Source organism: Flavobacterium hydrocarbonoxydans, from assembly GCF_009789235.1.
In the GTDB taxonomy this organism is placed as follows: domain Bacteria; phylum Bacteroidota; class Bacteroidia; order Flavobacteriales; family Flavobacteriaceae; genus Flavobacterium; species Flavobacterium hydrocarbonoxydans.
Map to the genome: position 1 here is coordinate 107,869 of NZ_WSTB01000010.1, position 12,032 is coordinate 119,900.

The 12,032-nt window shown below is 35.0% G+C and carries 15 protein-coding genes; 4 read left to right on the forward strand and 11 right to left on the reverse strand.

What is annotated here, in order from left to right; translation table 11 throughout:
- Positions 1–35: 35 nt before the first annotated feature.
- The 11 genes from GON26_RS16715 to GON26_RS16765 all read right to left on the reverse strand — a co-directional run bounded on the left by GON26_RS16715 (position 36) and on the right by GON26_RS16765 (position 7,555).
- Positions 36–395: a four helix bundle protein gene (locus GON26_RS16715; RefSeq protein ID WP_160375913.1), complete on the reverse strand. Its 360-nt coding sequence runs from the start codon at positions 393–395 to the stop codon at positions 36–38.
- A gap of 92 nt (positions 396–487) precedes the next feature.
- Positions 488–1,027: an IS1096 element passenger TnpR family protein gene (locus GON26_RS16720; RefSeq protein ID WP_160375914.1), complete on the reverse strand. Its 540-nt coding sequence runs from the start codon at positions 1,025–1,027 to the stop codon at positions 488–490.
- A 141-nt stretch (positions 1,028–1,168) separates the two neighbouring features.
- Positions 1,169–1,768: an HPP family protein gene (locus GON26_RS16725; protein WP_160375915.1), complete on the reverse strand. Its 600-nt coding sequence runs from the start codon at positions 1,766–1,768 to the stop codon at positions 1,169–1,171.
- 101 nt (positions 1,769–1,869) lie between these two features.
- A complete protein-coding gene (locus tag GON26_RS16730) occupies positions 1,870–3,150 on the reverse strand; it encodes a chloride channel protein (protein WP_160375916.1) in 1,281 nt (426 codons plus the stop codon).
- Between the two features lie 562 nt (positions 3,151–3,712).
- Positions 3,713–4,102 (reverse strand): SMU1112c/YaeR family gloxylase I-like metalloprotein, encoded by a 390-nt coding sequence (gene gloA2 / locus GON26_RS16735; protein ID WP_160375917.1) that lies wholly within the window; start codon positions 4,100–4,102, stop codon positions 3,713–3,715.
- Positions 4,103–4,111: 9 nt separating this feature from the next.
- The gene (locus GON26_RS16740; RefSeq protein WP_160375918.1) at positions 4,112–4,675 is read right to left on the reverse strand and encodes a sugar O-acetyltransferase; all 564 of its coding nucleotides are present in this window, start codon (positions 4,673–4,675) and stop codon (positions 4,112–4,114) included.
- Positions 4,676–4,693: 18 nt separating this feature from the next.
- Positions 4,694–5,254, reverse strand: coding sequence for a sugar O-acetyltransferase (locus tag GON26_RS16745; RefSeq protein ID WP_160375919.1), 561 nt, complete (start codon positions 5,252–5,254; stop codon positions 4,694–4,696).
- A gap of 13 nt (positions 5,255–5,267) precedes the next feature.
- On the reverse strand, positions 5,268–5,720 hold the full coding sequence (locus GON26_RS16750) for a YciI family protein (protein ID WP_160375920.1): 453 nt from the start codon (positions 5,718–5,720) through the stop codon (positions 5,268–5,270).
- 16 nt (positions 5,721–5,736) lie between these two features.
- Positions 5,737–6,348: a hypothetical protein gene (locus GON26_RS16755; protein WP_160375921.1), complete on the reverse strand. Its 612-nt coding sequence runs from the start codon at positions 6,346–6,348 to the stop codon at positions 5,737–5,739.
- Between the two features lie 12 nt (positions 6,349–6,360).
- A complete protein-coding gene (locus tag GON26_RS16760) occupies positions 6,361–6,819 on the reverse strand; it encodes a DinB family protein (protein WP_160375922.1) in 459 nt (152 codons plus the stop codon).
- Positions 6,806–7,555, reverse strand: coding sequence for a carbon-nitrogen hydrolase family protein (locus GON26_RS16765; RefSeq protein ID WP_160375923.1), 750 nt, complete (start codon positions 7,553–7,555; stop codon positions 6,806–6,808). Before GON26_RS16765 ends, GON26_RS16760 begins: the two co-directional genes overlap by 14 nt.
- A 146-nt stretch (positions 7,556–7,701) precedes the next feature.
- On the opposite strand from GON26_RS16765, the gene GON26_RS16770 reads away from it, so the two are divergent.
- The 4 genes from GON26_RS16770 (at position 7,702) to GON26_RS16785 (ending at position 11,886) form a co-directional block, all read left to right on the forward strand.
- Entirely contained in the window at positions 7,702–9,867 is a 2,166-nt protein-coding gene (locus GON26_RS16770) for a TonB-dependent receptor (RefSeq protein WP_160375924.1), read from the forward strand.
- 60 nt (positions 9,868–9,927) lie between these two features.
- Positions 9,928–10,305 (forward strand): hypothetical protein, encoded by a 378-nt coding sequence (locus GON26_RS16775; protein ID WP_160375925.1) that lies wholly within the window; start codon positions 9,928–9,930, stop codon positions 10,303–10,305.
- A gap of 304 nt (positions 10,306–10,609) precedes the next feature.
- Complete coding sequence (locus GON26_RS16780) at positions 10,610–11,233, forward strand: hypothetical protein (RefSeq protein ID WP_160375926.1); 624 nt, start codon at positions 10,610–10,612, stop codon at positions 11,231–11,233.
- A 224-nt stretch (positions 11,234–11,457) separates the two neighbouring features.
- Positions 11,458–11,886 carry a VOC family protein gene (locus GON26_RS16785; protein ID WP_160375927.1) on the forward strand — a complete coding sequence of 143 codons (429 nt, stop codon included), beginning with the start codon at positions 11,458–11,460 and terminating at the stop codon, positions 11,884–11,886.
- Positions 11,887–12,032: the final 146 nt, after the last annotated feature.

Genomic DNA, 12,032 nt, shown 5'->3' on the forward strand with positions numbered 1-12,032 from the left:
TGCTGAGGTTCTGAGTTGCTGAGGTTCTGAGTTTTTTAGTTTCTATCTTTTAATTTCTTAATAAAAGAAACTAACATTCTCTCTACTTCACGACTGTCCTCATATAAATTATTAAATTCTTCTTCGTTAAGGTAAGTTATATTTTTAGCAATTTCTAATTGAGTTTGCATTTCAAATAAAGAACCTACGGAAATATTTAAAAAGCGTAAAAAATCTTTATCACTTTCTCGTCCAGATCCTTCAGCAATATTGCTCGGAATAGAAATGGAACAGCGTCTGATTTGTGAAGTTAATCCGAAGATCTCTTCTTTTGGAAAATTGTTTGTTGAAAAATAGATTTTGGTGGTTAAGGACATTGATTTTTGCCAGATTAGTAAGTTTCTAAAATTACTCATATAATTTATTTTAAAATTAAAAATAAATATAAGAAAAATCTGTAAACAAAAAAACTTAGAGCCTTAGCAACTCAGAACCTTAGTTGCTTAGATTAATTCCAATTCTCCTCAAATCCGTAATCTTCAAAGCTGTCGTCGCCTTCAAACATATCAAGATCATCTTCGTCTAAGTCATCTTCAAATTCGCCGTAGATATCGTCGTGCATATCAGCTTCAAAGTTTTTTTCTATGGCTTCATCCGGCATTTCACCGTGAGAGAACAACGTTTCCGGATAAATCGCACCAGCAGATTGCTCTTCGATAGCAGCCAGTTCTACTAAGAATGTCCACATATTGATGAAATCATACACATAAATGATTTTGGTATTTTCTTTATCCAAGATAGAAGATAACGGATAATCAGCCATAGTTCGTTGCTCACCCGGAACATCACCAGTATCAAAAAGCGGAATTTCATCTTCCTGATTCCAGGTTTCATCGCAGGTATAAAACGAAGCCACTTCCATTCCGTCAAAACCAAAAGCGTTGAAGATGGCATTGTGTAAATCCTCAAGCGTATCGTCTTCAAGAATTGCAATGTCTCTAAAAATATCTTCTTCGGCGTCTAGAATTACTCTAAATTTATAAACCATAATCGTTGTTTTTATTGAAAGGTCAAAGGTAAAATATAAATTATGATTTACGAATCGTGAATTACGATTTGTTGAAAAGATTTTAATTCAGTAGTATTTGTTGTTGTAGAGACGCACTGCAGTGCGTCTCTACAATCGGGTTTATTTCCCTCTCAATCTCTTTCTAATCTTATGAAAACGTTTGTGATACGTACTATGGCTTGGATAACTTCTGCTCGAAGTCATATTATTAAAAACCAAAGCAGTTACAAGCAAAATCAAGACACCAACAAGTACTGGCGAAAAAACATATTCGTAACCCAAAGCTTTTATTTTATCAGAACCAATAATAGCAATCAGCGCAGTGGCGCCTCCAGGTGGATGTAAGGTTTTGGTAATTTGCATAAAAACAATAGCAAGCGAAACCGCCAATGGAGCCGCAATCCAGATAATATCCGGAGCCAGTTTATGCACCGTAACACCAATAAAAGCAGAAATGAGATGACCTCCAACTAAATTTCGGGGTTGCGAAAAAGGACTCTGAATAATTCCGTAAACCAAAACGCTCGAAGCACCAAAAGAACCAATTAAGTACACGGCATCATTTCCTGAAAAATGAATCGACTGAATATAAGCGAGTATTCCGATACCGACAAACGAACCTATAAAAGACCAAAAATGTTCCTTAAAATCGACTAAAGTTTCTTTGTAAAGAATGTAACGGGTTTTGCGGTAACCTCTTTTTATTTTTTGAACAGGCATAAGTTTAAATATTCGCTTGGTAAGTAGCCACGAATTCACGAATGTTTAGTTTAATAAAAAAAAAAATCGTGATCCCGATAGCTATCGGGAGTGGCGGAAAATTATTTTGTTAAGCTTGGAGCATAGCTATATACAGTGTAAGGATAAACCATTTTTGCAGTGTATTTCGAAATCAGACAAACGACCAAAATAGGCAAGAATAATGTGTAATCATTCGTTAATCCGCAAACTAAAAATATGGCTGTAAAAGGCGCATGAATACTCGCACTCAATACTGCCGCCATTCCGATAATCATAAAGTTTACCGGGATTACATTTACATGAAAAAAGGTATTTAAAACCGATGAAAGTAACAATCCTAAAAAAGCTCCAATAAAAAGACTTGGTGCAAAAACACCACCATCACCACCAGAAGCAAGGGTTATAGAAGTTACGATTGGTTTCAGAATTAATATTCCGATGAAAGTCAAAGCTAAAGTTATCGTTAACGGAAGTTGTGATGAAGCACCAAAAATTGCTTTTATAGCATGATACCCTTCTCCGTACAATTGTGGAAAAATAAATAACGAAACACTTAAAACTGCTGAACCAATTAGAATTTTATAATAATGAGTTCCGATTTTTCCAAACTGTGACTTAAAAAAGAGCACACAACGCGTGAGATAAACCGAATTTAACCCTGCCATAATTCCCAATAGAATAAAATACGGAATCGCTTTTAAGTGCCAGGTTGTAATATTTACGGTAAATAAAGGTTCTTCTTTTAGAATAGAAAGCAAACCAAAAGCAATTGAAACCGCAATAACATTCGAAATCACAAAAGCTCGTGTCACTTTTCTGGAAATCACTTCCAAAGCAAATAAAATTCCCGCAATTGGGCTGCTGAATAAAGCCGTAACTCCGGCTGCAACACCCGCACAAATCAATTCGGTTTTGTATTTGCGGAATACATTCTCTTTTTGCTGTGCTACAGAACCAATCGTCGCTGTAGCCACAACTGTCGAAACTTCGATTCCGGTTGAGCCTCCAAAAACAACAGTCAGTAATCCGTTGATAAAGTGCGAAGGGATTTTATAAGAAGGTAAATTTTTAGATTTGGATTGGGTGCTTTCAAATACTTCTTTGATGCCTTTGTTTTCTTTTTTCTTAAAAAGATATTGTCTCAAAAAATAAATGACAGACAATCCGAAAACAGGGAAAATCACATAGAATATAGGGTTTACCGAGACTTCATGAAAGAAGATTTCTTCGTAATATTCGGTTATTTTTTTAAGTGAAATTCCTAAAAAGGCTGATAAGAAGCCAATTAAAATAGAAACCACAACTAATTTTTGGAAAACAATAAATTGATGATTTTTCTTGATTTGCGCCGTTTTGTTCATCAGAAGTAAATTTGTGAATCGTATGCTTTTTATACGTTTTCACAAAATTAGACAATCATATTCGTTTTTTAATAAAATTTGGACTTTATATAGTGTTAAATTTAATTAATTAAGAAAAGTCTTGCATGTTGGTTTGTTTAAAAAAATGTTTTTGCCACAAAGGCACAAAGACGCGAAGTTACAAAGTTTATTTCACGCAGATTTTACAGATTTAAGCAGATAAAATAGATTTTTTAATTATTAAAATCACTTGAATCTGTGGCTTTAAATGTAAAACTTTTTTTTTTGAATAGCCTCCAGCTTCAGCTGGAGATACAAAAATTAGATAATAAAAAGGCTTTAGCCAAAATATTTTGTTCGGCTAAAGCCATTTTGTTTTACTTTATTTATCCCTCCAGCTGAAGCAGGAAGCTATTCATAAAACTATTTTTCATAAAAATAGATAGGTAACAAATTCGGATCGGCTTTAAAAGTCTTTTGTCACAAAGGCACAAAGACACGAAGTTTAAATTGTTTTTCCTTTGTCTCTATGAATCTCTGCACCTTTGAACCTTTAAAAAAACTATCTCTCATAAAACTCAATAGGCAACAAATCCGGATCGGCTATAAAAGTAAAACGCTTTTCGGTAGTTTCATCAATTCTGATAGGTTCAGATGCTATGTTTTTGGTGTTTAAAAAAGCAACGGTTTCATCCAGATTGATCACTTCGAAAGCCAAATGCCTTAATCCAACCGCTTCCGGTCTTGAAGGTCGTTGCGGCGGATTCGGAAACGAGAATAATTCAACGATATACGTTCCGTTTAAAGCCAGATCGAGTTTATACGATTGGCGTTCTTCGCGGTAAATTTCTCTGATAATATTCAAACCCAAAACCTCCGTATAAAAAGTTTTGGATTTTTGATAATCTGAGCACAAAATGGCGATATGGTGTACTTTATTGAGGGTAAGCATTTTTTATTTTTAAGATTCCTGATTTAATTTTCGAATAACTTTTGCGGGATTTCCAACAGCCAGAGAGTTGTCTGGAATGTCTTTGGTAACGACAGAACCGGCTCCAATAACACAACCTTTTCCGATGGTGACACCAGGGCAAATTACCGAATTTCCACCAATCCAGCAGTCATCTCCAATGGTGATAGGCAAAGCATTTTCAAGCGTTTTTCTAAGTTCAGCGTCAAGCGGATGTGTTGCCGTATAAATCTGAACATTAGGCGCAAAGAAGACATTCGAACCAATATTTACGGGAGCACAATCCAGAACGACACAGTTTACATTAAAATAAACGTTATCACCGCAGGAAATATTATATCCGTAATCGCAATGAAATGGAGGCTCGATGTAAAAATTCTGCCCGACATTCGGAATTAATTCTGCTAAAATTTCTTGAGCGTTTTCATTATAAACAAATTCTGTAACATTTAATTTATGAAGTAGGTTTTTAGCTTTTCGGCGTTCTTTTACCAAAACCGCATCACCCGCTAAATAGTATTCTCCCGTTATCATTTTTTCTTTTTCAGTCTTCATAAGGCGTATATTTTATTTTTATTCTTGATTTAATTTTCGAATTACTTTGGCAGGATTTCCAACAGCAAGTGAATTTTTAGGAATGTCTTTGGTAACTACAGAACCAGCGCCAATTACAGATCCTTCTCCGATAGTTACACCAGGACAAATAACAGAGTTTCCGCCAATCCAGCAGTCATCGCCAATAGTTACAGCTTCGGCACTATGCAAAATTTTTCTGGTTTCTGCGTCAAGCGGATGCGTTGCCGTATAAATTTGAACATTGGGAGCCAGCATTACATTTGAACCAATTTTTACTGGAGCACAGTCCAGAATGACACAATTCACATTAAAATAAACATTATCTCCACATTCAATATTAAAACCATAATCACAAAGAAACGGAGGCTCTATATAAAAGTTATTTCCTGTATTAGGAATCAATTCAGCGATAATTTGTCTTGCTTTTTTTGTAACAGCATATTCAGTTACGTTCAGTCGATGTAGTAATTTTTTGGCTTTTAATCTTTCTTTCCTTAAATCGGCATGGCCAGCTTCGTAAAATTCGCCAGCAATCATTTTCTCTTTTTCAGTTTTCATTTTATTCTAAAATTTATTTTTTTGCAATCTTTTCATGAATCTTCAATGTTTCCTGCAAAGCTGCTGTGCAATACCAAAGCGTTAGTTCAGCTTCGAGTAAATTGGCTTTGATAGCCGGATCTGTAGCAACAAGTTTTTCAGCGTCTTCGATAGTTTCAACATTAAAAATATAAATTCCACGATAATTTCTATCGTTTTTCATGAAAGGGCCCGCAACCGCCAATTTTCCTTCTTTAGCTAATTTTCCAATGTTGGTCATGTGACCTTCGAATAATTTTTGCGTTTCTGCTGTAGAAGCGGTTGTGTTGGTACCAGTTTTTAGAAGACAAAACACATATTTTTTCATACCGCGTTCATCTGCATTTAGTGATTTGGCCAAATTTTCATCGTATTTGGTTTCAGTTTCCTGAGAAAAACCGATGGTGTTCATAACTAAAAAAATAAATAAGAGTAGTAATCGTTTCATTTTATTTTTTTTAAAATTAGTAGAAGCTTTTCTTTTTTGTCATTTCAATATTTTTAATCGAAGCCACAGGCGTGATTTTTATAGCAGGATTACCTTTACTTAAAAAGAAATAATAAGTCGTATTGGAACCAATTAGATGGATATTTTCAGATTTTCCGTCGTTATAATTTACTTTATATTCGTATTGCAATTTATTTTCTTTTATTTTTTTCGAAAGAAAATATCCTCCTCCAAAACCAAATCCGATATAAAGGGAAAATAAAAAACTATTGAGCATTTTTACCGAAACGAAAATATATTCGTTTCTTTTCTCCTCTTCGGTGACATCTTTGTTCTCATAATTCTTTTTTATATCAAAAAGTTTCTGAACCCATAATTTGTCATCATTTTTTAGTAAAAATTTGGGTAAATTATAATGAAAAATAAATAGCAAAAGGATAGGAATTGTAAAAATCAGATGCGAAGTTATGGTTGCAATAGGACTAATTAAAATATCCATGATCGATGAATAAGTTACAATATTAATCCCTATCTGATAATAGTAAAGACCTTCTTTTGCGATTCCTAGAATCACCAGATAAAGATAACCCAACGGCAGCAAAGTCTGTATTTTATCAATGTTTTTCATATATACAGCTTACTAAAGCAATTTTTTCAAAATAACAATTTGCCCTAAATGATACACGTCATGCTGAATAATGCCGTGGATATGTTCGTAATACGTATGATTGTTATTTGGATATATTTTTACAAAATCGGCATCATCAAAATCAGCCAGAAAAGTATTCCAGGATTCCTGCGATTTTTTAAGGTTTTGAAGCGTTTGCTCCCAGGCTGCTTCGGATGAATCTAAAACTGGTACAAAATAATTGTGATCTGGAGTTATAATGACAGCTCCCTGCATACGCTCCAGAATGTTCCTTCTCCATTGAATCAGGTGCGTGACAATTTCCCAAATCGTATTCAGATTTGGATTTATTTTTCTGTAAGCCTGCTCAGCTGTTACATTTTCTAAAGTCTTCGCCAACGTGACTTCCAGCCACGGGTTTCCATTATAAATGGATTGATATAAATCTGAAATTCTGTTACTTTCTTTCATGGTTTTCTTCTAAAAAATGTTGAACAATTTCTTCTGTTTCGGTGTTAAAAACAATAATGCCTTCTTTTTGATCATCCAGTTGTCCGGCTGCTTTTCCTTCTTTTGTCCAGACCGCACTACATCCTATACTTACAAAATTATCACATTCACCCAAACAATTTGCCATTAAAACGGGCATTGAATATCTTTTGGCCACTTCAGGATAGTGTGCAAAAGCTTTATTAATCCCGTTCTGTGATTTGGCTACACTTGCGAGATATATAGTGCCGCCAAGTTTACTTGCTTTTTCGGCATGTTCGGTTTGCAGGCTTTCAAAACATATTGCCGGAATAATTTTTTGGTTTTCCAATGTAATGATGACTTGTTCATTACCATTTTCAAAATAAGGAAATTCATCTTCATGAAGTTGTTGTTTTGAATACGAAACCCTTTGTTGATTGGGTTGAAAGATAAGCATGCTAATTTGGTTTCCGGTTGCTGTTTTCGTAGGTGCTCCAACTCCTATAGTAATATTTCTCAGATCACTTATTTTCTGAAACACATCAAATCTTTCGTCTTCTTTTTGAGTGGCAAGCTCTTCAGCCAGTTCGGGTTCGTAGCCCGTTAATGAAAGTTCAGGAAAAAAAACAGCAGTCGCTTTAAGCGAACCAGCAAGTTCAATCAACCTGATATGCTTTTCTATATTGGCTGGAATATCTCCTTTAAGAGGTTTTATTTGTGCAACTGCGATGTTCATTTTTCGTGTATATTAAATCCTACGAACTAAAAGCTAAGATACAAATAACTATTTTACAACTCATCCTCAAATTTCTACAATTGGGTGATTAATTATTTTTACTTTGTTATTCTCAAAATACATTTGCCTCATCAAAACCAAATGTTATGAACACCAAATTACTTTTTACCGCAGTTTTTTTATTTCTAAGCTCCATTATTTTTGCTCAAAACACCATTTCCGGAAAAGTGGTGGACGAAAAAGGAAAACCAGTTCCGGGAGCCAATATTTATATTGATGGTACTTATGATGGCGCAACCAGTTCTGAAACCGGTGAGTTTTCTTTTGAAACCACAGCTACAGGAAATCAATATTTAGTGGTGAGTTTTTTAATTTATGAAACTTTCAAAAAAGAAATAGAGGTTAACAACTTCAAAAATCAAATAGTAAAACTAAAAGAAAGCGTAAATGCGCTGGACGCCGTTGTTATCACAGCCGGAACATTAGAATCAGGTGATAAAGCCAGAGTTTCGGTGCTGAAACCTCTTGATATTGTAACCACAGCAGGTTCTGCGGGCAATATTATTGCGGCTTTGCAAACTTTGCCGGGAACGCAAACTGTGGGCGAAGATGGTCGTTTGTTTGTACGTGGAGGAGAAGCCAGCGAAACGCAAACTTTTGTTGACGGAATTCGTGTGGCACAGCCTTATGGCGCCACGACAAATAATGTACCTACCCGAGGACGATTTTCGCCTTTTTTGTTTAGCGGAATTGCCTTTTCTACCGGAGGATATTCGGCGGAATATGGCGAAGCTTTATCGAGTGTGTTACTTTTAAACACCCAGGATGAAGCCGATTATAATAAAACCGATATGGGTTTAATGTCTGTAGGATTGTTGTTTGGAAATACGCAGAAATGGGCAAAAAGTTCGTTGAGTGTCAATACGGCTTACATCAATCTGGCACCTTATCAGGCGGTGATTCCTCAAAACGTTGAGTGGAATAATCCTTATCAGTCGTTGTCTGGCGAAACGGTGTATCGTTATCATTTTACAAACGGAATTTTTAAACTGTACGCTTCTTTTAACTCAGAAAAATTCGATTTGAATCAGAAGAATATCAATTTTGAAGAACCTATCAGAACAGATTTGAACAATAATAATTTTTATTTAAATACCTCTTACAAAGGGAGTATTGGTACAGGCTGGCAGCTTACGACAGGTTTGAGTTACGGTTACAGCAAGAACAAAATAAAGTTTAATCTGAGTGATTTGGACAACGATGAAAATGCGGCACAGCTAAAACTGAAGTTGCGAAAAAATGTTTCGGAACACTTTAAACTTTCTTTTGGAGCCGATTATTTTATTACCAAATTCAATGAAAACTTTGATGACAATGATGCCATAAGTGCTACTAATGGATACGATTCGAATATTGCCGCTTTTTATACGGAGGGAGATATTTTATTTTCTAAAAATTTAGCTGCAAAAGTAGGTTTCAGACTTTCGAATAATAGTTTGCTAGACGAAACAACGATCACTCCAAGAGCTTCTATTGCGTATAAAGTGTCAAAAACCAGTCAGTTTTCTTTTGCCTATGGCGATTTTACGCAGACTCCTGTTGTTGACTACATCAAATATTCGAAATACCATCAATTCGAAAGCGAAAAAGCCAGTCATTATATCCTGAATTACCAGTTCACCAGACATGGGCAAACTTTCAGGGCTGAGGCGTATTACAAAGATTACAGCAATTTGGTGAAGTACGATACGAGAGACATTCAGTACAATTCGGTTTTCAATAATAACGGTTCGGGCTATGCCAAAGGATTAGATTTATTTTGGAGAGACAGTAATTTATATAAAAATTTAGAATACTGGATTTCATACTCTTACATAGATTCGGAAAGAGATTATAAAAATTTCAGAACGACGGCAACACCTAATTTTATCGCGAATCATAGTTTGTCAATTGTAACCAAATATTTCATCACCGACTGGAAATCTCAGATAGGTTTTACCAATAGTTTCAGTACCGGACGCCCTTATGACAATCCGAACGAAACACAATTTATGAACGGAAAAACCAAAGCGTACAACAGTTTGAGTTTCAACTGGGCGTATTTGCTAACCACACAAAAAATATTGTATTTCTCGGTTTCAAACCTTTTAGGTACTCAGAATATCTTTGGATACGATTATGCCAGAACACCAGATGCCGCAGGAGTTTACAACAGACAGGCTGTGCTGCCCACTGCGGATAGATTTTTCTTCGTAGGTTTCTTCTGGACCATCAGTCAGAATAAAAATGATAATCAGTTGAAGAATCTTTAATGTTGAGGGACAAAGGTTCAGAGTTGCAAAGGTTCAAAGGTTTTTTAATAGTTTTTTAAAATGAATTTACGCCGTTCAATATTTAGTATCATAAATAAAGGATCAATTAATTTCGTTACCGAGCGTCGTAAGTCTGTTAGTGAGCGTGGTAACTTTGTTGGTAAGCTTGGTAATTTCGTTAACGAGCATGGTAAGTCTGTTGACGGGCATGGTAAGTTCGTTAGTAAGCTTGGTAATTTCGTTAACGAGCATGGTAAGTCTGTTGGCGGGCATGGTAAGTTTGTTAGTAAGCTCGGTAATTTCGTTAACGAGCGTGGTAAGTCTGTTGGCGAGCGTCGTAACTTTGTTGGTAAGCTTGGTAATTTCGTTAACGAGCGTGGGAAGTTTGTTAGTAAGCATGGTAACTTCGTTAGCGAGCGTCGTAACATTTATGGATAGAACGACCTAATTTAAAATTAGCAGAATCAAAAAAAAACTTTGAACCTTTGTTGCTTTGAACCTTTGCACCTCAGAAAAAAAACTTAGAACCTTAGCCACTAAGAAACTCAGAACCTTTCAAAAAAACAATTCAGTCACAAAATTCAACAACTCAGTAGTATTTAATTTTAAAAGAATAAAAACCAGCATACTTTTGAAGAAGAATTAAGTTACTAAGGTTATGATATACTAAGAAAAAAAACTCAGAACCTTAGAATCTTAAAAAAAACTCATAATCTTAATAACTTTAAAAAAAACAGAAATCATGACCAAAATTATTACCGTAATCACGTTATTTATTTGCAGTTTATTATCTGCACAACCCCAATTTGAACAAGGAATGGGAAAAGCGTTCCAACTTTGGGGAGAAGGAAAAACTACCGAAGCATCAGCGATGTTCGAAAGAATTGCAGCTGCTGAAAAAACAAGCTGGTTGCCTAATTATTATGTTGCCCTGGTAAATACTACTGCAGCTTTTTCAGAGAAAGACAGAACCAAACTGGAATTGATGCTGACAAAAGCACAAGACGCTTTGGACACAGAAATGATAAAAGACCAGAACAACTCAGAGCTGTATGTAATGCAAGCCTTGATTTACACTGCCTGGGTAGTAGCAGACCCGATGACAAACGGCCAAAAATATTCTATTAAAGTAATGGAGGCTTACGCCAAAGCCAAAGCATTAGACCCAAACAATCCGAGAGCGGTTTTTGGTGAAGCAGATTATCAGCTGGGTGGCGCAAAATGGACAGGAGTTGATACAAAACCACTTTGTGTAGAAGTTGATAAAGCAATCGAACTTTTTGCTACTTTTAAACCTGAAACACCTTTTTCGCCAAAATGGGGATTAGAGAGAGCTTTAGAAGTTCAAAAAGGATGTAAAAAATAATATTGATTTATTAAACTATCCATAGGGTGAAATTATTTTAACACATAGAAAACATAGATTATTGAATTCAAAAAAGGCGTTTCACTTGCATTAAAACACATAGCTATGTGTGAGAAACTAGTTTCTTTTAGAATTACTTTTTTCAAAATCATAAAACCTATGTTTTCTATGTGTTTAATTAAATTTTCATTCATTACACCCAACGGGTTAAACCACACTTATCTATGATAACAATAACCCCGTATTTGTATTTTAATGGGAATTGTGAAGAAGCGTTTAACTTTTATAAGGACGTTTTTGAGGTTGAATTTAATTATATCGGTCGTTATAAGGATGTGCCAAAAGCAGACAAACATCTGTTTAAGGAACAGGAGAATAAAATTATGCACGTATCTCTTCCGATTAATACCAATACAACATTGATGGGAGCTGACAACTCACAATTATATAAAGGAAACGTTGCTAATAATAATTTTTCCTTATCCATTACTACCGATATTAAAGAAGAAGCAGATAAATTGTTCCTAAAGCTCGCTGTAGGTGGTAAAATTAAACTAGTAATGAAGGAGACGTTTTGGGGTTCCTATTACGGAATCGTTAATGATAAATTTGGAATTAATTGGAAGATCAGTTTTGAAACAAATGGAGAATAACCAACAAATAAATTGAATATAACTTGTTGGGTGATTTTTTTTAACACATAGAAACATAGTTTATTGAACTAAAAAAAGGCGTTTCACTTGCATTAAAACACATAGCTATGTGTTAAGAAACGAGTTTCTTTTTGATTTACTTTTTT